The organism is Nonomuraea polychroma (assembly GCF_004011505.1).
Taxonomy (GTDB): domain Bacteria; phylum Actinomycetota; class Actinomycetes; order Streptosporangiales; family Streptosporangiaceae; genus Nonomuraea; species Nonomuraea polychroma.
On the sequence record NZ_SAUN01000001.1, the window covers coordinates 7,068,507 to 7,093,075 of the forward strand.

Here is a 24,569-nt window from a genome sequence, read left to right on the forward strand (position 1 = left end):
ACCCGCCCCCACCTCCTGGCCTACCTTTTGCGAGCTTCCGGGAGGCCGCGGGACGTCCGATGTCGGGACTGGGGTGGACGTACATGTACGACCGCGGCTTTCCGTACCGGGTGGGCTGGAGTTTCTACGCGCACCCGGTGTCCAAGATCAAGGGGCTGGGAGACCCCCCGGTTGCTGTGAGTTCGCTCGGCGCCTCGGCCGCGGTCACCGGGCTCATCGCCCAGACCCTGCTGACGTGACTCCCACGGCGGTCAGTCGCAGGCGCAGCCGTCGCAGCAACAGCCGTCCTCGCCCGAGCAGCATGAGCAACAGTTCCCGCAGTTACTGCAGTTCCCGCAGCAGTCGTAGCCGGAGCAGTCGAAGCGCTCGCAGAAGGAGCCCTCGCGGTCCTCGTCCCAAGGGGGCCGATACAGGCCGCACGTGCAGCAGGTCAGCGCGGTGCACGCCAGCGACAGCAGTCCGCCGGGGTCCCGCTTCGGCGGCCGTCCTCCCGGCGGCGCGCCGGGATCGCCGGGAGGGGCTCCGGGCACGGGTCCGGGCGAGTGGCCGGTGCCGTGCATCCCGGCGGCGGCGAAGGCTCGGGAGACGGCGCTGCCGGTCTCCCGCACGAGCAGGGCGCGGGTCAGGCCGGGGCGGGGCAGGTCCAGCCCGTCCACGGCGGCGCGCAGCTCGGCCTGCGCGGCGTCGCAGTGGCGGCGCGCCTCCTCCAGGCCGGTGCCGGTGGCGGCCAGCGGGTTGTACGCTCCGGACGCACGGTCGTCGGCCAGGTCCTCCACCGCGTCGATCAGATGTGCCAGCTTCCCGAATCCGCGACCGGCCGCCTCCAGAGCCTCCCGGTTGTGCGGCTTCCCCGTGAGCACCGCGGTGTGCGCGAACGCGGCGGCCACGGCGTCCTCGGTAGGCCCCGTCAACTCTCGTAACCCGGGCGCCGCGCTGCTCCCGGGGGGCGCCTGGGCGGGGGCGCGTTCCAGGAGGGCCTGGCGGTCGGCCGCCGCCGTCAGCGGGGTGGGGTCGAACCCCAGCGTGCCGGCCATGGCCGTGCCGGCCGAGGACCAGCGGCCCGCCAGGCGGGTGGCGCCGGCGGCCACCGGGCGGCGGGCGTACACGCCGTCCCCGTCCGCCACGTGGTCGCGCACCTTGCCGGCCGCCAGGAGCAGCGACACCGAGGCCGCCAGCCGTACCCCCTCGGACTCCACCACGTCAGCGCTTTTGAAGCCGCGCAACGCACACGGGCCCGCCCGCCGGCGCGACGCGGACGCGGGCGACTGGGCCTCGGTGAGGACGGACACGAGCAGGCCGTCGTAGTTGGTCACCAGGCGGGACAGGTGTCCGTGCTCGTCGCGGAGCGCCAGGCAGAGCCCGCACAGGTGGCCCATCCAGTCCGCGTAGAGCCCCTTGCACATGGCGTGCCGACACGGGCGGACAATGCCGAACATACGTCCCCTTATGTGCGTATTCGAGAGCCAAACGTAGCATCAGGCCGCCGGAAGATACCGCGGCGGCGAACGGATCCCCAGGAAGGAGACGGCGCCCGCACCGGCCGGCCTGGAGCACCGCGCCACCTGTCTGACCGCCACCCGCGAGCAACCGCAGAAGCCGTTCGGAGCTCAGAACGGATGGCCAGCGGCAAGTCGTTACGTCTGTGCCCGGTCTTGACCAGCTTGGGTCATCCACAGGAGATCCCCCGCCACGGCCGTCCCTGAGGGTGCGGGGCCCATGCGGACTGGTACAAATGGGGCATGCGCGAACCCGTCGGGTATCCCTCGCGGCCGAACGTGCCGTCGGCCCGGCGTGTCTACAGTCGGAGGTACCGCGCATGGGCCCACGTGCTCCTGTGGACGCCGATCGCGCTCACGGTGGCCGGTGTCGTCCTCGGCCTGGGGCTGTTCGCGGCCGCTGACGCCGACCCGACGTACGGTTCGTCCGCGCTCGGCTATCTCGGGGTCGTTGTGTGGGGCGCCCTCGCGGTCCTGTCACCGGTCCTGCTCGGGTCGTTCATCGCCGGGCTGGTCATGCTGATCCGCACGCGCAACTGAGGTCGCGGCGGACCTGCGGTCGTCGCGCCAGGCGGGCGGGCGGCAGGCGGACGCCTTCTATCGGGATCGGCGGAGCCATGACAAAGTGGCGCACTCCACGCACGGGGTGAACTGCACGGGCTCGTCGCCGTCCTTCATCGTCCGCCCCCAGGGAGACCTGGGAGGAGATCTCCCAGTTGGCGCGGCTGGCATGGCCGGAGTAGGGCGGGATGAGGGCGTCGGCGCTGCCTTGTTCCTCGAGCCAGGTGAACAGGAAGTGCCGCAGCCGGTGGGGCGGCATGTTGTGGGTGAGACCGGCTTTCTCCGCATGCCGGGCGAGCAGGGCGCGGACGCCACACCCCGACCCCACACCGAAAGCCTCAGGAAGCGTTGCGGTACAGGTCCCGTCTCTCGGGCAACTGCTCGAGGCCGGCCGACTGGTAGGTGGCGACGGCGCCGACATTGGAGCTCGGCGTGCACACGTCCACGCTGGACGAACCCAGCTCCTGAAGTGCGCGCGCCGCGGCGACCGTGATCGCTTTGCCGTAACCGTGACGGCGGTGTGCCCGGTGCACCCCCATCGGCTCGATCAGCCCGGGCTTGCCTTCACCCGCCGACCACACCGTCACGGCCGCCACCGCCTCGCCCGGCTCATTGCGAACGACCAGGCACCGCGCGTCGACATACGGCGCACCTGCCGCCATCGCGTGCCAGCGCTCGTCGGTGAACGTCGACCCGTCGAACGACGCCCGCAGGACCGCGGCCCACTCGTGCGCCTGTTCCGGCCCGATCACCTCGACGCGAACGCCGGGATCCGGCACAGGCGCGCCGAGGTCACGCCGAAGTGGTGTCCACGGCTCGCCGCTCTCCCAGCCGTCCTTGAACAACAGGTCCTGGACCAGCGCACCCATCGGCGCCTCGACGTACGCCTTGCCCTCGAGCAGCACACCACGCTCAGGCGCCGACACGTCCTCGACCACCTGCTTCGCCAACTCCTCGTCCCGCAACGCCTCCGGCGCGAACGCCAGCCGCAGCAACTCCGCACCATCCAGCAGCCCGGCCGCCAGAACCTCCCCAGCCCGACTCCAGGTCCGCGTAGCCTCCGCCGTCCGCTCCGCACCGAACCGCCAGAACCACCCCACATCCCCCGGATGCAATTGCACGGGCCCTCCGTCGTACTGCCACTCCCCCAGCACCCGCACCACGTCACCGAGCCCGTCGACCCCCGGCCTGCCCATCTCGATCGCCATCCCTCGATCACACACCACCCCACCGACCCTCCGCACCCGAATTTGCCGCCGGCATGACCAGGGCCGGCACCGCCGCGTTTGGTCCGGCCCAGTCGGCGTTGGACAACGGACCGTCCTCGCCAGCCAAGGCGCCGTCCTGGAGGAGGCACTGTTGTCGTGCCGCGCAGCGGAGGGCCCTGAGAACCGGCCTTCCACAGTCGCCGAAAAAGTGATATCACTTTGCTATCAAGATGAAGCCACGGAGAAGGGACGGACGATGGCCAACACATCGGGCGGGGCCGCACTTGAGGCCGCCGTCGTGGACATGCCCGCACCGCGCACGAGCGAGCACCCGGTGCGGGCGGCCAACGGGTTCGTGATGCTGGGGGTGGCGACGGCGCTGGACCTGGCCGGGATCGCGCTGCTCGTCGTGGGAATCGTCATGCTCGCCTCGGGGGCCGGGCAGGGCGGCATGTGGGTGGTCATCGTGAGCAGCCTGATGATCCTGCTCGGGTTCTTCACGTACTTCGGCCTCACCGCGGTGGCGCCGGGCGAGGCCAGGGTGGTGCAGCTGCTCGGCCGGTACGTCGGCACCCTGCGCACCCCCGGCTTCCAGTGGGTCAACCCGATCACGGTGCGCCGGCGGGTGTCCACAAGGATCCGCAACCACGAGACGGACGTGACGAAGGTCAACGACGCGGACGGCAACCCGATCCAGATCGCGACCGTGGTGGTCTGGCAGGTGGAGGACACTGCGCAGGCGGTCTTCGAGGTGGACGACTTCGTGGAGTTCGTGGCCATCCAGGCGGAGACGGCCGTGCGGCACATCGCGGGCAGCTATCCGTACGACGCGCACGGCGAGCCCAGGCTGTCCCTGCGGGACAACGCCGACGAGATCAACGAGCGGCTGTCCACGGAGCTTGCGGCCAGGGTGTCGTCCGCCGGGGTGAAGGTCATCGAGTCCCGCATCATCCACCTGGCGTACGCGCCCGAGATCGCCCACGCCATGCTGCGCCGCCAGCAGGCGGGCGCAGTGGTGGCGGCCCGGCAGCGGATCGTCGACGGGGCGGTCGGCATGGTGGAGATGGCCCTGGCCAAGCTCGCCGAGCACAACGTGGTCGAGCTGGACGAGGAGCGCAAGGCGGCCATGGTGAGCAACCTGCTCGTGGTGCTGGTCGGTGACCGCGACACCCAGCCCGTGGTCAACACGGGCACGCTCTACCAGTAATCACCGTGGAGCGGAAGAAGATCCTGCTGCGGCTTGACCCGGTGGTTCACGACGCGCTGGCCAGGTGGGCGTCCGACGAGCTGCGCAGCACGAACTCCCAGATCGAGTTCCTGCTGCGCAGGGCCCTCTCCGAGGCCGGACGCCTGCCCGACGGGGTAGGGCGGATGCGCCCGCGCGGACGGCCGAGGAAGACGCCAGAGGACGACACAGATCAGGAAGAAGAAGGGGAGCGGGCGGATGGAGACGCAAGTGAAGCAGAGTGAGTCACTGACCCGATCGGCTTTCCTGCTGGCCTTCGACCTGCGGAAGGGGAAGCTGACCCAGCAGGGCGAGCTGGGCTACCTGCTGCGCGCGGCCACCCTCGCCGAGCTGCTGCTGGCGGGCAACCTGGCGGACGAGTCGGGCAAGGCGCGAGCTCTCACCGCCCCGGCCGCCGAGCCGGATTCCCTGCGGGCCGTGGTCTGGGAGCAGATCTCGAACTCGCCGCCCCGCTCGTGGCGGCGGTGGGTGCAGAAGGACAGCGGAAAGGCGGTCCGCGTGGTACGCGACGAGCTGGCGGCCGCCCGGGTGATCCGTGTGGAGCGGCGCCGGATCCTGCTGTTCCCGGTCGAGCGGATCACGCTGCGCAAGGCGTACTTGTCACGCAGACTGGCCGAGCGCGTCGGCCGGGCCATCCGCGGCGGCCAGCCGGTCGGGCACCTGGACGAGGACGTCCGCGTCCTGGCGGCGCTGGCCACGGCGTACCGGCTCAAGACGGTGGTTCCCTCCTGGCGGGAGACGCGTCTGCGCCGGGACCGGATCCAGCAGCTGTCCGCGCCCGTCGAGCCGATCGCGACCGCATTGCGCAAGAGCGTCGAGGCGGCCAGGTCGTCGTACGGAGCCGGCTGACACGACGAATCACGGCGGCTCCCACCACCGGCTCTCGGAGGAGATCACTTGACCACGCCATTCGAAGCACCGGCCCGGCCCCGCGCCATCGAGCACCTGATTTCCGCGACTGGCAGGGCGAACGGCTCGGAAGCCACGATTGACCCATGATGAAGGAGAGGACCTGATGCTCGAGATCAGCGAGTTACGCAAGCGCTTCGCGGGCGGCCCCGACGCCCCCGGCGGCAAGGTCGCCCTGGATGGGATCAGCTTCGCCGTGCGGCCGGGGGAGATGTTCGGGTTCGTCGGCGCGAACGGCGCCGGCAAGACGACGACGATGCGCATCGTCATGGGCGTGCTGCAGGCCGACTCCGGCACGGTGAGCTGGCAGGGCAAGCCGCTCGACTACGACGTGCGGCGGCGCTTCGGCTACATGCCGGAAGAGCGCGGTCTTTACCAGAAGATGCGGGTCGCCGAGCAGATCGAGTACTTCGGTCGCCTGCACGGGATGAGCGCGACGGCCGCCAAGAAGGCCACCGGCGACCTGCTGGAGCGGCTCGGGGTGGCCGAGCGCAGGAACGACCCGGTGCAGGCGCTCTCGCTGGGCAACCAGCAGCGGGTGCAGCTTGCGGTGGCGCTGGTGCACGATCCCGAGGTGCTGGTGCTGGACGAGCCGTTCTCCGGGCTCGACCCGATCGCGGTGGACGCGCTGGCCGCGGCGTTGCAGGAGCGGTGCAGGGGCGGGGTGCCGGTGATCTTCTCCAGCCACCAGCTGGAGCTGGTCGAGCGGTTGTGCGACTCGGTCGGCATCGTCTCCGCCGGCCGGATGGTGGCCGCGGGCACGGTGGGCGACCTCCGGGCGGAGGAGGGCACCATCCTGCGGGTCGTCGTCCGCGATCCCGCTCCCGGCTGGGCGGACGGCCTGCCGGGCACGGTCACCGTGAACGGCGACCGGCACGTCCTGCGTACGGCGGACGGCGACGACCAGGAGATCCTGCGCCGCGCCATGAAGGCCGGGCACGTCGAGCACTTCGGCATCGAGCAGCCGACTCTCACCGAGATCTTCAAGGAGGCCGTCGCGTGAACGGATTGATGCTGGTCGCCCGCCGCGAGATCGTGACGCAGATCCGCACGAAGGCGTTCGTCATCGGCCTCATCATCACGGCCGTGCTGGTGGCGGCGGTGTCCTTCGCGCCGAAGGTGCTGGACAGCCCCGACTCCTACACTCTCGGCACCGTCAACTCCCAGCAGTTGCCGCTGCAGGCGGCCGCACCGGAGGCGACGTTCGAGTGGCGATCGTTCCCCGACGAGACGGCGGCCACGCAGGCCGTGCTCGACGGCGACGTGGACGCGGTGCTGGTCAACGGCACGAAGGTGCTCACGGACGGCGATATCAACGACGAGCTCGGGGTGCTCCTGCAGAGCGTCAACCGGGAGGTCAGGCTCGGCGCGGTCGGCGTGTCCATCCCGCCGCTGCAGACGGAGTCCGTGCGCGCCGACGCCCGCTACGACTCCGCGCGTACCGGGATCGCGGTGGTGCTCGTGGTCGTGCTCTTCATGCTGGTCATCAGCCAGATCTCGATGGTGGCCATGGGCGTGGTGGAGGAGAAGGGCAGCAGGATCGTGGAGATCCTGCTCTCCACGCTGCGGCCGTGGCAACTGCTCGGCGGCAAGATCCTCGGGCTGGGCGTGCTCGGCCTGATCAACCTGGTCACGATCCTGGCCGTCGGCCTCGGCGCGGCCGTGGCCTCCGGGACCGCCTCCGAATTCCCGCCCGGCATGCCGGGGCTGGTGGCCGGAGTGCTGGTCTGGTTCGTCCTCGGGTACGCCTTCTTCGCCACCCTGTCGGCCGCGTTCGCCTCGCTGGTCTCGCGCCAGGAGGAGGTGAACACCGTGCTGACGCCGCTGATCATGACCGTCATGGTCACGTACTTTGTGGCCTTCTACGCCACCAACGAGCCCACCGGCACGCTGGCGACGGTGGTGTCGTACGTGCCGCCGTTCTCGGCGATGGTCATGCCGGTGCGGATGGCCGCCACCGAGGTGCCGCTGTGGCAGGTGGGGGCCTCCATGGCCGGAATGATCGTGGCGGTGCTCGCGGCGCTGGCCTTCGGCGCCAAGGTGTACCAGCGGGCGGTGCTGCGGACGGGCGCCCGGGTCAAGCTCGGCGACGTGGTGCGCGTGCGATAAGGGACGATCTCAAGCGGGCGCGGCGCCTCACCTGGAAGACGCTGATCCCCGGCTTCGCGTGCTAGAAGTAGCAACAGGGAAGCACTTCGGAATAGAAAAAAAAGTAGCAACCCACGCCTGGTCCTATAACGTGGCCAAACAGCGTCTCGCCAAGAACCGGGGAATTCGAACAGATCGACCTCGACGAGGGTGGTGTCGATCGGCACCCAGATGCTGCCCTGCTTCGTCCGCACCGGGCCCGTTGTGACCTCGGTCTTGAACGTCTTCCCGTCAGGCTGGGCGTAGGTGATGCTGGTCGCGGTCGTCTCGTCGGCAACCTCGATGGCTTTGCCCTGCTTGACCGCCGCTTGAGAGGCAGCGGCCCGCGCCGGCATGTTGGAGATCGCGTTCCCGTCCTTCCCAGCACCATGCCGCAGTGCCGTTCAGACTCGCGTGGTGGTCATTGCCTGACGAGTCGGCAGCCGTGCGGCCGTTCCCCTCGTCGAACGTCCACTGGCCCGAAGCCTGCTTCAGCGTGGTGAAGGACCAGCTATAGGGCTTCATCACGTTTTCCCACGAGTCGATCGCTTCCGACACGTCAACGGTGTATTTCGTGCCGGGGCGAAGCGACTGTTTGGGAGTAAAGGTTGCCACCTTTTCGGTGCTGTCGATGGCGGTGGAACCCTGAATGTCGGCGCCGTCGGCGCTCTTCACCGAGATCTTCGGTCCGGCGATCTGCTCACTGAACGTCACCTGGAGTCGTCCAGCGCACGTTGCCCGGCGTCGTGAACTCGCCGCAACTCGTACAGCTGCGCCAACGCACCCTCGGCAAGATCACGTCCGCCGGCCTCATCCGCGGCATCCGGGCGTGACTTTTGACGAGGCGGATTCCGGCATCGACCAGCACGGCGTCGAAGGACGCCGGCAGTCATGGACCGCCTTGTCGGGCGGAACCTCGTGCGGCCTGACGGGCGGCGCGCTTGATCACGTCCTCTGCCTGTGCGCATGATTCCCAGCCACGGGTGTCGGTGCTTTTGCCCGGCTCGAGGTCCATGTAGACGTCGAAGAAGTGACTGATCTCACCGAGTACGTGGACATCCACGTCCAGCAGATCCTGGATGTGGGCGTAGCGGCTATCGTTGGCAGGCACGCAGAGAATCTTCGCGTCGGGTCCGTGCTCGTCATGCATCCAGAACACCGCCACCGGACGCACTCTGATCACGCATCCGGGAAAGGTCGGCACCTCGCCCAGCACCAGCGCATCCAGCGGATCGTCGTCCTCGGCCAGTGTCCCGGGCACGAACCCGTAGTCGTAGGGATAGGCGGTGGCGGTGAACAGCAGCCGGTCGAGCTTGATCCGCCGTTTGGCCTGGTCCATCTCGTACTTGTTGCGCGATCCCCGCGGTGTCTCCACGATCACGTCGAAGCGCATCACAACCTCCCGTGCCGCAGCTTCCAGCGGCCGCATCCTCGGCAGGGCGTGCATCCAGAGTGGCCTACACCCGATAGGGCGCAGGCGTATGAGGACGCAACCGCACGCGGCCAGGTGCCGGCGGTATGCCGCCCAGGCTGCGATTCCGCATCGAGGAGTGCCGCCAGCTCATCCACCTTGTTCTCGAGTACGTCGACCGGTTCGCTCCAGGCGTCCGCGGATGGCCGTTGCCGTGCCCATGCAAGGGCAGCCAATAGGGGCGATCAAAACATTGCTCGCTCGGCTGGAACATCGCGCACACAGGGCATTCCTCTCATCACGAGGCAGGACCCATTGGCCGGTGCGGCGGAGCCGCCACTCGGTGGAAGCGGCCTCGGCGGGCTCCACCACCGAGTTCTTTCATGATATGCCGCACACGGCGGCCGGTCAGACTCTCTCCCGATCTGGCGGGCGCGGTGGGTACGGCACGAGCCAGGCAGGTGCTGCAGCGCGACGAGCAGGGCGAGATCGGAGCTGAGCCGCGAAAGTCAGATAAACCGGTCAATCTCAAGCTCGCCGGCATTACGTTTGTGAACGTCACATGCCCGGACCAGGACTGGGTTTGGTGCACTCGAGCACACACCGAGCGCAAGGAAGCTAGAACTTCACGGATGTTCGGCAACCGCCACGCAAAAGATCGTCCTCGGCCGCGTAGAACTTGTGGGGCTCGAATATTCAGTCACCGCGTCTGATCTATGGGAATGCTAGACACGCTGCGATTGCTGCCCATGGGCGATCGGGACAAGGAGTGGAGATTTCTCGCCCTACGCAACCAGATCACCGTCCCTGAACGCCAACTCGGCGCCGACACAGAGCGAGATTCAGACCCGAGGACCGGGCCTTTCTAGGCGCCCTCCTAACCTCGCTACCCCGCAAGGTCCTGCGCCGGATACGGCTCCTCGTCCACCCTGACACCGTCCTGCGCTGGCACCGCGATCTGATGAAACGGCGTCACGCCCGTACCTGCCGGCCAAAGCGGCCTGGGCGCCGCCCACCGCCCGCTGCATCCGCGCTCGTTCGCTCGATCATGAACCGGGCGTTGGTGACCAGCCCCCGGTGGTGCAGCAACGCACCCTTGGGGAATCCGGTGGTGCCGGACGTGTACTGGATCTGGGCGGGGTCGCTGGGCCGCACGGTCGGCAGCGAGCCGTCCGTCTGGTGGGTGCGTACGGTGTCCTGCCAGTCCTCGAAGCAGAACGTGGCGCGTAACTCCGGCAGTCCCGGTGTCGCTTCCCGCGCGATCGCGGTCATGTCGCTACCGCGAAACTCGGCGGTGTGAAACAGCCCCGCTGAGCGGGACTGCTCAAGGACGTAGCGCAGCTCTGGCGCCCGCAGCGCCGGGTTGGCGGTCACGACGACCACACCGGCCAACGCCGCGCCGTATTGCAGGATGATCCACTCGGGGATGTTGGGTGCCCAGACGGTGATCCGCTCGCCCGGTGCGAACCGGGTCAGCAGCCAGTGTGCGCATTGCTCGGCGTCGGCCGGCAGTTGCCGGTAGGTCCATCGGCGGTCAGTGCGTTCGGCACGGGCCGGCGACGGAGTGCCTGGTGGTGCCGCTTCGATGAGGGCGGTCTGGTCCCCGGCGTCCCTGGCGGCTTCGCGCAGCAGGTCGCCTGTGGACAGTTCCAGGACGGGACGGCTGGTGTCGGCCGGCCAGTACGCCAGGGCCATGGGTTCACTCCTCGTCGATTTCGGCTGTGGTGGGGATGGGGCCGCCGCCGTCGGGGATCGGCCTGCCGGAGTCGCGCCATCGCACCGCGGCGGGGAATCCGTGCTGTGCGGCGAATTCCTGGAACCAGCGGCCCTCAGGGGAGTGCCGGGTGATCCCGTCGAACAGGGTGGCCAGGATCTGTGTGCCGTGCAGGCCCATGTTGTCGTAGGCCTGGTTGATCATCAGTTTCTGCATGACCAGCTGGTTGACCGGGACTCCGGCGATGCGGTCGGCCAACGCCTCCACCGCGGTGTCGAGCTCGGCGGCCGGGACCGCCTGCAGCACCAGACCCCATGCGGCGGCGGTGGTCCCGTCGATGGTGTCCCCCGTCAGCAGCATCCGCTTGGCCCGCTCGGCACCGAGCCGGTAGACCCACATCGCGGTGGTCGGACAGCCCCACACTCGCGCGGGCATGTAACCGACCCGGGCGTCCTCGGCCATCACCACCAGATCGCAGGACAACGCGATATCGCTGCCCCCGGCCACCGCGTAGCCGTGCACCTTCGCGATGGTCGGCTTCAGTGAACGCCACAGACTGAAGAAGTCGTCGGTGTTGCGCTTCATGTGCTGGTAATCCTTGATCGGATCCCACACCGGCGGCTGCGTCAGATCGCCGTGCTCGGCGTACTGCTTGAGGTCGTAACCCGCGCTGAACGCACGCCCCGCGCCCTGGAGCACGATCACATGCACCGCCGGATCGTCGTTGGCCCGATCGACCAGCTCCTTCAGCCTGCGCGCCACTTCCGCCGTGATCGCGTTCAGCCGATCGGGCCGGTTCAACGTCAGATAGGCCTTGCGGTCCCGCACCTCATAGCCGATGACATCACTCACGGGTTATTCCCCTCCAGGATGGCCCGGGCGACCGCGCCCCAATCGGCGATCAGCCGCTCGGTAGTGCGCCGCTCACCGCGCAGCACATCGGAAATCGCCAGGCCACGCAGGAACTGCACAGTCAGCGACGCCACCATGGGGTAACGCTCGCTGGACGACAGATCCTCGCCGAACACCTCTCCGACCACCCGGTAAAGATCCACACGCGCCCGCTTCTCCTCACGGCGCAGCACCTCCCGCAACGCGGGATCCGTACGCGCGGCCGCCCACAACTCCAACTCGGCGACGAACGCCGGACGCACCATCGACGCGCACAGCACCCGGATCGCGCGCTCCACACGATCAAGGTCGGCCGGCGTATCGGCCTCGGCCTGCCGCACCGCCGCCTCATTGCGCTCCATCAGCGCCCGGATCGTGGCACCCAGCATCGCCTCGCGCGTCGGGAAGTGATGCAGCAACGCGCCCCGGCTGAACCCACCAGCGCGCTGCACCTCGACGGTTGTCGTCGCCGCCAGTCCGCGCTCGATCAACAACTCCACCGCGACCTGAACGATCCGCTGCCGTGTTGCCTCACGCTGCGCGGCCCGTACACCCGACGCCATGCGCGAACCGTTTCACGGTCATACCTGACTGTCAACAGGCAGCCACGCTTATGGCCGTTCCCGCCCGCTTCCCCGCGGTATCGGTCGGCCCGGTGCAGGCAGTCCAGCCGACTCCAAACCACAGGACCTTGACCCGAAGGTGATCGTTCACTATTTTGTCCGAGTGAACGTTCACTAGGTGTTGTTCGCCTTACCCTGACATCAACTTTCAGCGTTCACCTGGTGGGGTCCGACTCGCGCCATACGATGCCCAAGAAGATCATCGATCTGTTCGGACAGAAGCATCCGAAATCACCGTTCAGCCGGAGGACTCCGCGTACCACGACTACTTCGACAAGCTGTCGACGAGCGCCGCGTCCGCTTCCCGACGTCACGCAGGTCGCCGACCCGTTCATGTACTCGTACATCGGCAATGGACAGCTGCTGGACGTGAAGAAGGTCGCCAAGGCCCTCCCGACCGCCGATCTCCCCGCGACGTCGCTCCTCGCGGACCCGACAAAGGAGACGACCTGTGTCCCACCCCCCAATGAACACCTTTCGTGACCGACTGTCCGGCATCGTCTATGGCGGGGACTACAACCCTGAGCAGTGGCCGAGGAGTGTGTGGCACGAGGACGTCGAGCTGATGCGCGCCGCAAACGTACGGCTCGTGAGCCTCGGCATCTTCTCCTGGTCGGCGCTCGAACCCGCCGACGGCACCTTCGAGTTCGGCTGGCTCGACGAGATCATGGACCTTCTCTGGTCGAACGGCGTCGCCGTCAACCTGGCGACGCCCAACGCTTCGCCACCGCCGTGGCTGGCGGAGGATTTCCCCGAGACGCTGATGGTCGAGCGCAACGGTGTCCGTGTCGGGGTGGGCAGCCGCGGACACTTTTGCCCATCCTCCGAGGTGTACCGAGACCGGAGCCGGCGCATGGCGCGCATGCTCGCCGAGCGCTATCGCGACCATCCGGCACTCGCCATGTGGCACATCGGCAACGAGTACCACTCGCACTGCTTCTGCGACCTGTGCGATGACCGGTTCCGGCGCTGGCTTCAGGACAAGTACCAGTCGCTCGAGGAGCTCAACCGGCGCTGGGGAACCTCGATGTGGAGCCAGCGCTACAGCGACTGGGCGCAGGTCCACCTGCCGAAACCGGTCCGAGGCTGGGTGAATCCCGCGCGCGAGCTGGACTTCGCCCGCTTCAACTCCGACATCCAGCTCGAACTCTTCACGCGCGAACGCGACCTGCTCAAGTCCATCACGCCGCACGTGCCGACGACGACCAACTTCATGCAGTTCTTCCGGCTGAACGACTACCGCCGATGGGCGGAGGAACTCGACGTCGTCGCCCTCGACATCTATCCGAATCCAGCCGACCCGGCGGGACTGGCGAAGGCCGCCCTGCAGTACGACCTGATGCGATCCCTGCGTGCCGGACAACCGTGGATGCTGATGGAACAGGCCGCCGGAGCCGTCAGCCAGTGGCCGATCAACCTGGTCAAGCAGCCCGGACGAATGCGGCTCGGGTCATATCAGGCGGTGGCGCACGGCGCCGACGCGGTCATGTTCTTCCAATGGCGCGCATCGCGCTTCGGCCAGGAGAAGTTCCACTCCGCCATGCTTCCGCACGGGGGCCAGAACACCCGCACCTGGCAGGAAGTGCTCGCGCTCGGCGACGAACTGACCCGCATCGCGGACGTGGCGACCGCCCGCACCCACGCCGAGGTCGCCATCGTCTGGGACTGGGAGAACTGGTGGGCGGTCGAGGGCTGCGCGCACCCGGACAACACCTACAACTACGCCGACGTCGTGAGCAGCCACCATCAGGCCCTGTGGAACGCGCAAGTGGCGGTGGACGTCGTGACCCTGTCGGCGGATCTGTCGCCCTACCGCGTACTCATCGTGCCCAACCAATACATGATGAGCGAGGCCCAGCAAGCCGCCGTGCGACGCTTCGTCGAGAACGGAGGACACGCGCTCATCTCGTACTTCTCGGGCATCGTCGACCAGGACGACCAGATCATTCCCAACGGTTATCCTGGCGGGCTGCGGGAGGTCATCGGAGCGCACATCCGAGAGTTCTCCCCGTTGGCGCCGGAGGACTCGGTGGCCGTCCGCGCCGTCGCTGAGCAGTCGCTCGTCGACGACGCCTTCGCCGCCACCGCAACCCGATGGCAGGACGATCTGATCACCGAATCAGCGCGTGCCGTCGCCGTGTACACGGCCGGCGAACTCGCCGGTCAGCCGGCCGTCGTCGACAACGCTCTCGGCGCGGGGCACGCCGTCTATCTCGGTGCGCGCCTCGATCAGCCCGCTCTCGACTCTCTCATACGGGCCGTCCTCGACCGTGCGGGCATCCGCCCCGTCCACGCGGCGCCCGCCGGAGTGGAAGTCACAGAACGTCGCACCGCCGACCGCAGATTCCTGTTCCTGCTCAACCACGGCCAGGACAAGGCGACCGTGCGCCTCGACAGGCGCGGGGTCGAGCTGCTGACGGGACAGGTTGTCGATGTCGGTCACGAACTCGTTCTGGAGCCGGCCGGCGTCGTGATCGTGAAAAGCCCGCTTGCCTAGGCGACCACTGCCCGGTCTGGGACCTCATCGCCACCTGCGAAGCGCATCCGAACGCGTCGGCGCCGTGTCCGCTGAGCAGTGGATCTTCTGACGCCCGGAGCGGCAACGACCGGCGACAAGCCCTTCACCTGCCGCCCCACGGCGTGGGCCTGCTGAGGCCGGCCCAGGCCCGGACCATCGGGTCCTGAGCACCGCCACAACCGCTGCGCACGGCCCTCACTCCTCGCCCATCAAAAAGTGATCGATCACATTACGCATATTGACCCATAGGTGAACGTTCACTACCCTCAACGCAACCGCGTCGCCACAAGCGGTGAGCGGGCCGCTTTCTGCAGCTCAACCGCACCGGCACGCGCACGCTGCCGCTACTTCTCCTCGTCCCGACGCCTCCAAGTCCAGGGAGTTGGACCATGAGCCAGATCAGCCGACGCCACTTGCTGCGCACCGCCGCGGCCGCCGCGGGCGGCGTGATGCTCGCCGCGTGCACCGACGGTCGCTCTGACAAGCCCGACGCGACGTCCCCGGGCGGGGGCTCGGACAAAAAGGGCGACGTGACCGAGGCGCTGAAGCGTCCGGCGAAGATCCAGGAGTCGCCCGCGCTGAAGGGCAAGGGTCTGCCGCCCGTCGAGCAGCGCATCCCCGTGAACCCCTACGTCATCCCGCACCGCTGGACGGGTGAGGGGAAGTACGGAGGGAAGCTGAAGATGCTCGCCTTCGGCGCCACGGGCGCTGCCAACGCCAATTCAATCGCCGAATTCTTCTACGGCAACTCGCCCCTGCGCTTCCTCAACGACGGCCTGGACGTCGGCCCCGGTCTCGCCGACCAGTGGAGCTCCAACGACGACGCGTCCGAGTGGACCGTCCACTTCCGTGAGGGCCTCAAGTGGTCCGACGGCGAACCCTTCACCGTGGAGGACATCCTGTTCTGGTGGGAGGACCTGGTCCTGCCCGGCCACAACGCGCAGACGCCGCCGCCGTCGAACATCTCCGGCAAGGGCACCGCGGTGAAGATGACCAAGGTGGACGACCATACGCTGAAGTTCACCTGGGACACCCCGCAGCCGCTCTTCCCCGAGCAACTGGCCACCTATGTCAACGGAGGCCTGGGCAGGAACGGCCCGACCTGGGTGCTGCCGAAGCACTACCTGAAGCAGTACCACCCGAAGTACAACACCAAGGTCCCCAAGGACTGGGACACGCCGGGCGGTCTGTGGGAGCAGAAGGCCGACTGGAAGCGCAACCCCGACTGCCCCACGCTCACCGGCTACCGGTGCAAGTCCTTCGACAACAACACCGGCATCGTCCTCGAGCGCAACCCGTACTACTGGGTCGTCAACACCAACGGCGACCAGCTGCCCTACATCGACGAGATCAGCTTCTCGATGCAGACCAACGCCGAGGCGCTCAAGCTCAAGATCCAGCAGGGTGCGGTCGACTACTGCCAGGGCTTCTTCAATCAGGTCAGCCTCGCCGACGTGTCCACCCTCTCCCGGAACAAGGACAGCGGCCACTACGACATCCTGCTATGGAACAGCGGGGACGGCACCGGCTCGATCTTCTTCTTCAACTACGACTACATCGCCAAAGACGAGAAGTACGGCAAGCTCATCCGCGACAAGCGCTTCCGCCAGGCTGTCTCGCTCGGCTGGGACCGCAAGGCCACCCGCAAGAGCCTGTACTTCAACCAGGGCGAGCTCACCACCGGGACCATCGGGCCCGGCACGGCCGAGTTCCATGCAGAGCCTGACGGCCCGAAGCTGTACCAGCAGTGGCGCGACTCCTACCTCGGTCCCGACCCCGAGAAGGCCAAGGCACTGCTGGCGGAGATCGGTCTGAAGGACACCGACGGCGACGGCTACGTGGAGTTCCCCGACGGCGCGCCCCTGACGATTCAGGTCCCCTACTCCGCCGACATCTCCAAGCCGGAGGCCGACAAGGACGAGCAGCTCGTCGCCGACATGAAGAAGATCGGGCTGCACATGAAGCGCGTCCCGATGTCGCCGGCCGCCTTCGGCGAGCAGTGGACGGCCGGGCAGCTGATGTCCCACACCAACTGGGGCAACGCCAACGGCACCTCGATCATGGTGGTGCCGAACTGGCTGGTCCCGGTGAACACCGCGTACTGGGCACCGCTGGAGGCCGCCTGGTACGCCAACAGCGCGAGCGGCAAGAACAAGGAGGAGCTGGACCTCGCGCCGCTCAAGCGGCATCCCCCGCGTATGGAGCCCGAGCCGGGCGACCCGGTGGAGAAGCTCACCAGTCTGTACGCACAGGCCAAGACCGAAGCAGATCCGGTCAAGCGCAACCAGCTGGTCTGGCAGATGTTCAAGATTCACATTGAGGACGGGCCGTTCTTCATGGGCTCCACGGCCAACTTCCCCGAACCGATCGTCAAGAACCGGGACCTCGCCAACGTCCCCGGCCCGAAGAACCTCGCCCTCGGCGGCATCACCGGCCCCTGGCACATCCCCGCCCCGGCCACCTACGACCCCGAGTGCTGGTACTGGACGAACCCGGAGAAGCACTCGTGAGCGCGTCCAGCGCGGACGGGCCGGCCATCACCTCTGGGAGAGCCGCATGCTGATCGTGGTCGCCCGCCGCGTCGTCTACATGATTGTGACGCTCGCCGTCGTGTCCGTGCTCAGTTTCGCCATCATCGCCGCCCCTCCCGGCAGCGCTCTCTCGCAGAAGATCTCCCAGCTGCAGTCGCAGGGCGGAGAGGTGACCGAGGCGCAGATCGCCGCGCTGAAGCAGCAGTACGGCGTCGACGAATCCTGGTTCACCCAGTACGGGAAGTGGATATCCGGCTTCTGGCACGGCGACTTCGGGTTCTCCTTCACTCTCAATGAACCCGTCGGCTCCCTCATCTGGAGCCGACTCGGACTCTCGCTGCTGCTCAGCATCGGGGCCCTCCTCATCGCCTGGGGCTTGTCGATCCCGCTCGGGGTCTACTCCGCCACCCACCGGCGCTCGCTGCCCGACAACGTCATCACGGTGATCCAGTTCATCGGGGTCGCCATCCCGGAATTCCTGTTCGCGCTCGTGGTCATGACGCTGGCCGCCAACCACCTCGGCGCGGACGTCGGCGGGCTCTTCTCCAGCCAGTACGAGAACGCCCCGTGGAGCTGGGCGAAGTTCACCGATCTGCTCGAACATCTCTGGATCCCGCTGGTCGTGATCGCGGCCGGCTCGACCGCCTGGCTGACCCGCGTCATGCGTGCCAATCTGCTCGACGTTCTCAACAACCAGTACGTGCAGACCGCGCGGGCCAAGGGGGTGTCGGAGCGCAAGGTGATCTGGAAGCACGCGGTGCGCAACTCGCTGCATCCGCTGGTGATGACCTTCGGCACCACCTTCCCCGTGCTGATCTCCGGCGAGGCGATCGTGTCGATCGTCCTCAACCTGCCGACCATCGGGCCACTGCTGGTCAACTCACTGCTCAACAAGGACATGTACGTCGCGGGCACCATCTTGCTCATGCTCTCGGCGTTGCTGGTGATCGGCAATTTCGTCGCAGACTTCCTGCTCACCGTGATCGACCCCCGCATCCGGCTCGGAGAGTGATCGGAGATGACGACAACGCCACCAGCTCCCGTCACGGAGCCGAACACCCTCTCCGCGCCCGCCGAGGCCGGCAACGGGACGGCCACCCTGCCGCAGTGGCGGCTCATGCTGCGCCGCTTCCTCAAGAGTCGCCTCGCGGTGGCCAGTTCGGTCGTGCTCGCGGTGCTCTACGTGTGCGCGATCCTGGCGCCTTTCCTCTCCCCCAACCCCTACGACCGGCAGGACGCCGACCTGAAGAACGCACCCCCGACGGCCGTCATCTGGTCCGGGGGACCGGCGATCTGCAGCCGCGAACAGCAGCTCGACACCGAGACCTTCACCTACGAGTACAGCAGCGACTGCGGCAAGCCCGTACCGCTGCGGTTCTTCGGCAAGGGGCACGAGTACAAGCTGTTCGGCCTGATCTCGACCGACCGGCACCTGGTGACGGTGGACAAGCCGCACACACTGCTGTTCTGGGGCGCCGACAGCGCCGGCCGCGACGTGTTCGCCCGCTCCATGCAGGGCGCGCGGGTGTCGCTCACCATCGGCCTGCTCGGCGTGGCCGTCGGCACCTTCCTCGGCGCGACTATCGGCACGATATCGGGGTACTTCCGGGGAGCCGTCGACACGCTGCTGCAGCGGTTCATCGAACTGTTGATGTCGCTGCCCACACTGCCGCTGTGGCTGGCGCTGGCCGCGATCCTGCCCCAGGACATGTCCGTCGCCAGCCGTTACTTCCTGATCACCCTCATCCTGTCACTGGTCGGCTGGGCGAGCCTCGCGCGGCAGATCCGCGGCAAGGTGATGTCGTACGCGGCCAGCGACTATGTCGCCGCCGCGCGAATCGCCGGCTCCTCCAGCGCTCGCATCGTCTTCAGGCACCTGATACCGAACGCCTCCAGCCACATCGTCGCCACGGCGATGTTGGCGGTGCCGGCCACGATCATCGCCGAGACGTCGCTGTCGTTCCTCGGCGTCGGCATGCTGCCGCCGGCCGTGAGCTGGGGGGTCCTGCTCTCGGACGCGCAGAACGTCGCGACCGTGCAGCAGTACCCGTGGCTGCTGATCCCGGCGGCCTTGGTGGTGCTCGCGGTGACCTGCTTCCAGTTGATCGGCGACGGGCTGCGCGACGCCGTCGACCCCTACGGATGAGGGGCGCCGTGGCAACCCGCGTGACAGGACCCGACCGACCCCCGACCGAGCCGGAGAACCGCACCATGAGCCAGTCATACGCGGCAGAGGAAGGAGCACCTGCTGCCGTCCCGGTGGAGGCGCCGCACGGCGCCGGAGACCCTGTGCTGTCCATCCGTGACCTGGAGGTGGAGTTCCCCACCCCGCTGGGCGTGGTACGCGCGCTGAACGGCGTGACGTTCGACGTTCCGCGGGGCAAGGTGCTGGGGATCGTCGGCGAGTCCGGCTGCGGCAAGAGCGTGACGGCCCGGGCGATCCTGCAGATCGTCGAGAAGCCGGGGCGCATCACCGGCGGCAGCATCACGCTGCGCGGTGTGGGCGGGGAGACCGAGATCACCGGGCTCAACCCGGACAGTGCGCCGATGCGCGAGCTGCGTGGCAGGGAGATCGCGATGATCTTCCAAGAGCCGATGAGCTCGCTCAACCCGGTGTACACCATCGGCGCCCAGATCGCCGAAGCGGTCCTCATCCATCAGACGCGGAACCGAGAGGAGGCGCACAAGCGCGCGGTGGAGATGCTGCGCCAGGTGGGCATGCCACACCCGGAGGCGGCCGCCGCGTCATATCCGCACCAGCTCTCCGGCGGCATGCGGCAGCGCGCCATGATCGCCATGGCACTCTCCTGCAACCCGACGGTCCTCATCGCCGACGAGCCCACCACCGCGCTGGACGTCACCACCGAGGCACAGATCCTCGAACTGATCCGGAACGTGCGCGACCGGGCCGGCATGTCGATCATGTTCATCACCCACAGCATGGGCGTGGTCGCCCAGCTCTGCGACGAGGTGATCGTGATGTATCTGGGCCGGATCGTGGAGCGCGGCAGCGTCGACGACCTCTTCTACGACCCCAAGCACCCCTACACCCGGGCGCTGCTCCGCTCGATACCCCGCATCGGCGCCAACCGCAAGGCGCCCCTGGAGGTGATCGAGGGCTCTGTGCCCGATCCGCACGCACGGGTGGCCGGCTGCCCGTTCCACCCCCGGTGCCCGGAGGCGATCCCGGGCCGCTGCGACACCACCGTCCCGGACCTGAGCACCGCGGGACCGGGACACACCGTGCACTGCCATCTCTACCCGGGCGACGACGAGGCCAGCCAGTCCGAGCCGGGGAAAGACGCATGAACGAACCACTGCTCGAAGTAACCGGTCTGCGCAAGCACTTCCCCATCCGCGGCGGCTTCCTGCGCCGCCGCGTCGGGGAGATCAAGGCGGTGGACGGGGTCGATCTGACGGTCCGCCGGGGCGAGACCGTCGCTCTGGTCGGCGAGTCCGGCTGCGGCAAGTCCACGACCGGGCGCACGATCGTAAGGCTGGAAGAGCCGACCGCCGGCGAGGTCGTCTTCCACCACCCCGGACGCGGCCCCGTCCACCTGGAGACGGCCGACGCTCGCACTCTGCGCGCGGTCCGCCCCCACCTCCAGATGATCTTCCAGGATCCGTTCGCCTCCCTGGACTCCCGGATGACCGTCGGCAGCATCATCGAGGAACCGCTCGTCATCAACAAGGCGGCGGCCGGGCGGGCGCTGAAGGACCGCGTCGCGGAACTGCTCACCCTGGTCGGCCTGCGCCCCGAGCACGCGAACCGCTACCCGCACGCCTTCTCCGGCGGCCAGCGCCAGCGCATCGGCATCGCGCGGGCGATCGCCCTCAACCCGGACCTGATCGTGTGCGACGAGGCGGTCTCCGCCCTGGACGTGTCCGTGCAGGCGCAGATCCTCAACCTGCTGGAGGAGCTGCAGCGTCGGCTGGGCCTCGCCTATCTCTTCATCAGCCACGACCTGGCCGCCGTCGAGCACATCGCCGACCGGGTGGTGGTGATGTACGTGGGACGGATCGTCGAGAGCGGACCGGTCGAGCAGCTCTACACCGCGCCGAAGCACCCGTACACCGAGGCGCTGCTGGCCGCCGTACCGCAGCCTGACCCGCGGGTGCGAATCCGTCCGAAGCTGCTCACCGGCGACGTGCCGAGCCCCGCGAACCCGCCCAGCGGCTGCTACTTCCACCCGCGCTGCCCCTACGCCCAGCCGGTCTGCGCCGCGGAGACCCCGCCGGTGCGTCAGGTCGGCGAGGGCCACCGCTCGGCCTGCCACTTCGCCGGCGCGCTTCCGCTCGCGGGCGCCGCCGCGGCAGTGCCACCCGCGCAGGCCACCTCGTGAAGCTCAGCCAGTCCTCCCCCGGCCCCGCGCGTCACCGGGCGTACGACAGGAGTGCCATGACCGACGACGTACCGCAGTTCACCGGCATCACCCGCTACCGCGACCCGCGGGGCCGGTTCTCGTTCCGCTACCCCTGGGACTGGCACACCGACCGCCTCGACCAGGACCGCGAGGGGGTGATGCTCAGGCCCGACGCGGATGATCCGGACACCTATGTCGCGGCCTGGGTGAGCACGCTCCCGGCCGACGTGACCGTCGGCGACCTGCCCGAGCTGCGCGACGGCTTCGACGCCGGCCTGGCCACACTGCCGGAACGGGACGTTCTGGAGGCGCGCGAGGACACGGTGGGCGGGGCGGTGGAGGTGGAGCGCACCGTCACCTTCCGCGAGGGGGAACACATCCGGCAGCGCTCCATCCGGACGCTGTACGCGGGCCGGACCCAGCTGGTCTTCGTGTATCAAGGTGCGACGCGGGGAGCGTACGCGTACTGGCTTCCGATGGGCAACTACTGCTGGGCCACGCTCCAGCTCGCCGAAGAGATCTGGTACGGCGCGGATCCGGAACTGGGCCGGGCAGCGCCCGGTGCACCCCATACGGCCGCGGCGCCGGGTGTACCGGGTCACGTGGCGTAAGCCCGGGCTGGAACGCCGCCCCGCCGCGCGGCGCCGTGGCGGGGCACGCGGCAGCCTGCCGGTGTCAGCGCGTCCCGGCGGGTGCGGACGCGGGGCGACGGCGCGGCGGGGCCGTCGACTCGCGCCAGATGACCTGCGCCACCGGGCCGCTCCACGGTTCGAGCTCGGGCCCGCCGACCGCCTTGATCAGCCGCAGCACCGCGTTGCGCCCGGCTCCTTCCAGGTTGACGCGGACGGTAGTGAGCGACGGGGGGAGGAACCGGCACAGCTCGTTGTCGTCCCACCCGGTGACGCTCAGGTCACCGGGCACGTCCAGGCCGCGTTCATGGGCACCGCGCACCACCCCGGAGGCGACCACGTCGTTGGCGGCGATCACGGCGGTGGGCAGCCGGTCGGAGTCCAGCTGCCGGACGGCTTTCACCCCCGACTCGCCCGACCAGTCGCCCTCTGCCACCCCGACCGACTCGAGTCCGAGCCGCTCGACCGCCTCCAGGTAGGCGGCCTTGCGCGCCCGTGCCGAGGCCCAGTCCTGATCCCCGGCGACGTGCAGGAACCGCCGGTGGCCGAGGGCGGCGAGGCGTTCCATCAGCTCAGTGACGGGCGAAGCGTCGGTGAGTTCACCGATGCTGCGCATGGCGTCGTCGAAGTCCGGGGAGACGACGACGGCCGCTCCCCCCGGCAAGCCGTGCTCGATGCTGGCCGCCATGGGCGTCAGCGACAGCACACCGTCCACCTGTCCCGACTGGGCGAGTTCGAGGACGCGCTCGGTCCGGGTCGCGGTGGAGCCCTCGACGCTGACGACCTCGACCACGTGTCCCGCCTCGTGGGCTGCGGCCAGAGCGCCGGAGAGCAGGCGCGCGTGGTTGAAGGTGGTGACGGGCATGACGACGGCGAGCCGGCCGGTGCGCCGGGTGCGCATAGAGCGGGCCATGAGGTTGGGGCGGTAACCGAGTTCTTCGACCGCGCCATCGATGCGCTCGAGTGTGGCCGGGAGCAGGCCCTGACGGGACTTCAGGTATCGCGAGACGGTCTGGTGCGAGACGCCCGCCAGGCGTGCCACCTCTTTGATGGTGGGCCGCCTGGCCGGTGCGGAGTGTTCGGTCATGGATGGACCCCCTCGTGCTGAGCGCACCCTATTGCCCTGCTGGAGAAAGTTCACTACGGTTTTCCTCGAAGCGAAAGTGAACGTTCACTATTCTGCCATAGAGGGAGACCGTCCATGCCGGACCCGTCCCCGTCCGCCCGCGTCGCCATCGTTGGCGCGGGCGGCATCGCCCACGCCCACGCGGGTGCCCTGGCCGAACTATCCGACCGAGCGAGCCTGGTAGCGGTCGCCGACACCGACCGCGACCGCGCCGAGACCTTCGCCCGGCGCTTCTCCGTGTCGGGCGTGTACACCAGCGCGGAGAAGCTCCTCGCAGAGGAGCGTCTCGACCTGGTGCACATCTGCACCCCGCCGCACAGCCACACGCCGCTGGCCATCGCCGCCCTGCGCGCCGGGGTGCCGGTACTGGTCGAGAAGCCGACCGCGCTGAGCCTCGCCGAGCTGGACGAGCTCGCCGCGGTGCAGCAGGCCACCGGCACACCCGTCCTCACCGTCTTCCAGCACCGCTTTGGCCCCGCCGCCGTCCGGCTGCGCCGGCTGGCCTCCTCCGGAGCGCTAGGCCGACCGCTCACCGCGGTCTGCGAGACCCTGTGGTACCGCACCGACGCGTACTTCGCCGTGCCGTGGCGCGGGCGCTGGGAGGTGGAGGGCGGCGGGCCGACCATGGGCCACGGCATCCACCAGTTCGACCTGTTACTCTCCGTCCTCGGCCCGTGGAGCGAGGTCACCGCCGTGGCCGGCCGGCTCGCCCGGCCCACTGACACCGAGGACGTCTCGATGGCCCTCGCCCGGTTCCAGAACGGGGCGATGGCCAGCGTCGTCAATTCACTGCTTGCCCCGCGCGAAACTTCACGGCTCCGCTTCGATTTCGAGCACGCCACCGTCGAGCTGGAGCACCTCTACGGCTACCGGGAGAAGCACTGGCGATTCACTCCCGCCCCCGGCCACGAGCACCTGGCAGACCTGTGGCGCAGCGACGACGCGGACGACGTCGAGAGCGGGCACCTGCTGCAGATCGCGGCGGTCCTGGACGCGCTGCGGCACGGCACCGAACCCGCGGTGAGCCTCGCCGAAGCGCGCCGCACCCTGGAGTTCGCCGCCGCCACCTACGCCTCCGCGTTCCGCCGCCGCCCCGTCGCCGCAGGCGAACTCGCCGACGACGATCCTTTCGTGCGCGCCATGGACGGTGGCGCCGTGCCGTGGCCGCGCGTCAAGGAGGCCGCATGACCGCGCCACCCGCCCGGGCACCGGGGC

The 24,569-nt window shown here is 68.6% G+C and carries 24 protein-coding genes; 16 read left to right on the top strand and 8 right to left on the bottom strand.

Annotation, left to right across the window (positions count from 1 at the left end):
* Nucleotides 1–59: 59 nt before the first annotated feature.
* Nucleotides 60–239 carry a hypothetical protein gene (locus EDD27_RS32165; protein WP_127935726.1) on the top strand — a complete coding sequence of 60 codons (180 nt, stop codon included), beginning with the start codon at nt 60–62 and terminating at the stop codon, nt 237–239.
* A gap of 12 nt (nt 240–251) precedes the next feature.
* On the opposite strand, the gene EDD27_RS32170 is transcribed toward EDD27_RS32165, so the two are convergent.
* The gene (locus EDD27_RS32170; RefSeq protein ID WP_127935727.1) at nt 252–1,436 is read right to left on the bottom strand and encodes a DUF5685 family protein; all 1,185 of its coding nucleotides are present in this window, start codon (nt 1,434–1,436) and stop codon (nt 252–254) included.
* A 303-nt stretch (nt 1,437–1,739) separates the two neighbouring features.
* Between EDD27_RS32170 and EDD27_RS32175 the strand changes: the two genes are divergently transcribed.
* Nucleotides 1,740–2,036, top strand: coding sequence for a hypothetical protein (locus tag EDD27_RS32175; protein ID WP_127935728.1), 297 nt, complete (start codon nt 1,740–1,742; stop codon nt 2,034–2,036).
* A gap of 359 nt (nt 2,037–2,395) precedes the next feature.
* Here EDD27_RS32175 and EDD27_RS32180 read toward each other — a convergent pair whose 3' ends face one another.
* Nucleotides 2,396–3,265 carry a GNAT family N-acetyltransferase gene (locus tag EDD27_RS32180; protein WP_127935729.1) on the bottom strand — a complete coding sequence of 290 codons (870 nt, stop codon included), beginning with the start codon at nt 3,263–3,265 and terminating at the stop codon, nt 2,396–2,398.
* Nucleotides 3,266–3,521: 256 nt separating this feature from the next.
* Between EDD27_RS32180 and EDD27_RS32185 the strand changes: the two genes are divergently transcribed.
* From EDD27_RS32185 to EDD27_RS32205, 5 genes are all read left to right on the top strand, one after another.
* The gene (locus tag EDD27_RS32185) at nt 3,522–4,472 is read left to right on the top strand and encodes an SPFH domain-containing protein (RefSeq protein WP_127935730.1); all 951 of its coding nucleotides are present in this window, start codon (nt 3,522–3,524) and stop codon (nt 4,470–4,472) included.
* 5 nt (nt 4,473–4,477) lie between these two features.
* Nucleotides 4,478–4,735 (top strand): type II toxin-antitoxin system antitoxin, encoded by a 258-nt coding sequence (locus EDD27_RS32190; protein ID WP_421916122.1) that lies wholly within the window; start codon nt 4,478–4,480, stop codon nt 4,733–4,735.
* Entirely contained in the window at nt 4,722–5,360 is a 639-nt protein-coding gene (locus EDD27_RS32195) for a GPP34 family phosphoprotein (RefSeq protein WP_164903872.1), read from the top strand. Before EDD27_RS32190 ends, EDD27_RS32195 begins: the two co-directional genes overlap by 14 nt.
* 166 nt (nt 5,361–5,526) lie before the next feature.
* Nucleotides 5,527–6,423, top strand: a complete 897-nt coding sequence (locus EDD27_RS32200; protein WP_127935733.1) for an ABC transporter ATP-binding protein — start codon at nt 5,527–5,529, stop codon at nt 6,421–6,423.
* The gene (locus tag EDD27_RS32205; RefSeq protein WP_127935734.1) at nt 6,420–7,529 is read left to right on the top strand and encodes an ABC transporter permease; all 1,110 of its coding nucleotides are present in this window, start codon (nt 6,420–6,422) and stop codon (nt 7,527–7,529) included. The genes EDD27_RS32200 and EDD27_RS32205 overlap by 4 nt, the downstream gene beginning before the upstream one ends.
* 270 nt (nt 7,530–7,799) lie before the next feature.
* On the opposite strand, the gene EDD27_RS32210 is transcribed toward EDD27_RS32205, so the two are convergent.
* From EDD27_RS32210 to EDD27_RS32235, 5 genes are all read right to left on the bottom strand, one after another.
* Nucleotides 7,800–8,261 carry an Ig-like domain-containing domain gene (locus EDD27_RS32210; RefSeq protein WP_127935735.1) on the bottom strand — a complete coding sequence of 154 codons (462 nt, stop codon included), beginning with the start codon at nt 8,259–8,261 and terminating at the stop codon, nt 7,800–7,802.
* A 175-nt stretch (nt 8,262–8,436) separates the two neighbouring features.
* The gene (locus EDD27_RS32215; RefSeq protein WP_127935736.1) at nt 8,437–8,940 is read right to left on the bottom strand and encodes an inorganic diphosphatase; all 504 of its coding nucleotides are present in this window, start codon (nt 8,938–8,940) and stop codon (nt 8,437–8,439) included.
* 990 nt (nt 8,941–9,930) lie between these two features.
* On the bottom strand, nt 9,931–10,653 hold the full coding sequence (locus EDD27_RS32225; protein ID WP_127935737.1) for an AMP-binding protein: 723 nt from the start codon (nt 10,651–10,653) through the stop codon (nt 9,931–9,933).
* A 4-nt stretch (nt 10,654–10,657) separates the two neighbouring features.
* Complete coding sequence (locus tag EDD27_RS32230; RefSeq protein WP_127935738.1) at nt 10,658–11,524, bottom strand: crotonase/enoyl-CoA hydratase family protein; 867 nt, start codon at nt 11,522–11,524, stop codon at nt 10,658–10,660.
* On the bottom strand, nt 11,521–12,126 hold the full coding sequence (locus tag EDD27_RS32235) for a TetR/AcrR family transcriptional regulator (RefSeq protein ID WP_127935739.1): 606 nt from the start codon (nt 12,124–12,126) through the stop codon (nt 11,521–11,523). Before EDD27_RS32235 ends, EDD27_RS32230 begins: the two co-directional genes overlap by 4 nt.
* Before the next feature lie 246 nt (nt 12,127–12,372).
* On the opposite strand from EDD27_RS32235, the gene EDD27_RS32240 reads away from it, so the two are divergent.
* The 8 genes from EDD27_RS32240 (at nt 12,373) to EDD27_RS32275 (ending at nt 22,210) form a co-directional block, all read left to right on the top strand.
* The gene (locus EDD27_RS32240; RefSeq protein ID WP_127935740.1) at nt 12,373–12,669 is read left to right on the top strand and encodes a hypothetical protein; all 297 of its coding nucleotides are present in this window, start codon (nt 12,373–12,375) and stop codon (nt 12,667–12,669) included.
* The gene (locus EDD27_RS32245) at nt 12,653–14,683 is read left to right on the top strand and encodes a beta-galactosidase (protein WP_164903873.1); all 2,031 of its coding nucleotides are present in this window, start codon (nt 12,653–12,655) and stop codon (nt 14,681–14,683) included. Before EDD27_RS32240 ends, EDD27_RS32245 begins: the two co-directional genes overlap by 17 nt.
* A 410-nt stretch (nt 14,684–15,093) precedes the next feature.
* Nucleotides 15,094–17,214, top strand: a complete 2,121-nt coding sequence (locus EDD27_RS32250) for an ABC transporter substrate-binding protein (protein WP_127941101.1) — start codon at nt 15,094–15,096, stop codon at nt 17,212–17,214.
* Between the two features lie 46 nt (nt 17,215–17,260).
* A complete protein-coding gene (locus EDD27_RS32255; RefSeq protein WP_127935742.1) occupies nt 17,261–18,247 on the top strand; it encodes an ABC transporter permease in 987 nt (328 codons plus the stop codon).
* 6 nt (nt 18,248–18,253) lie between these two features.
* Nucleotides 18,254–19,381 (top strand): ABC transporter permease, encoded by a 1,128-nt coding sequence (locus EDD27_RS32260; protein WP_127935743.1) that lies wholly within the window; start codon nt 18,254–18,256, stop codon nt 19,379–19,381.
* 65 nt (nt 19,382–19,446) lie between these two features.
* Nucleotides 19,447–20,544, top strand: a complete 1,098-nt coding sequence (locus EDD27_RS32265) for an ABC transporter ATP-binding protein (protein WP_127935744.1) — start codon at nt 19,447–19,449, stop codon at nt 20,542–20,544.
* Nucleotides 20,541–21,578, top strand: coding sequence for an ABC transporter ATP-binding protein (locus EDD27_RS32270; protein ID WP_127935745.1), 1,038 nt, complete (start codon nt 20,541–20,543; stop codon nt 21,576–21,578). Before EDD27_RS32265 ends, EDD27_RS32270 begins: the two co-directional genes overlap by 4 nt.
* Before the next feature lie 56 nt (nt 21,579–21,634).
* Nucleotides 21,635–22,210 carry a hypothetical protein gene (locus EDD27_RS32275; RefSeq protein WP_127935746.1) on the top strand — a complete coding sequence of 192 codons (576 nt, stop codon included), beginning with the start codon at nt 21,635–21,637 and terminating at the stop codon, nt 22,208–22,210.
* Nucleotides 22,211–22,274: 64 nt separating this feature from the next.
* On the opposite strand, the gene EDD27_RS32280 is transcribed toward EDD27_RS32275, so the two are convergent.
* Entirely contained in the window at nt 22,275–23,315 is a 1,041-nt protein-coding gene (locus tag EDD27_RS32280) for a LacI family DNA-binding transcriptional regulator (protein WP_127935747.1), read from the bottom strand.
* Between the two features lie 114 nt (nt 23,316–23,429).
* Here EDD27_RS32280 and EDD27_RS32285 point away from each other — a divergent pair, with 114 nt between their 5' ends.
* A complete protein-coding gene (locus EDD27_RS32285; protein WP_127935748.1) occupies nt 23,430–24,542 on the top strand; it encodes a Gfo/Idh/MocA family protein in 1,113 nt (370 codons plus the stop codon).
* Nucleotides 24,543–24,569 lie beyond the last annotated feature (27 nt).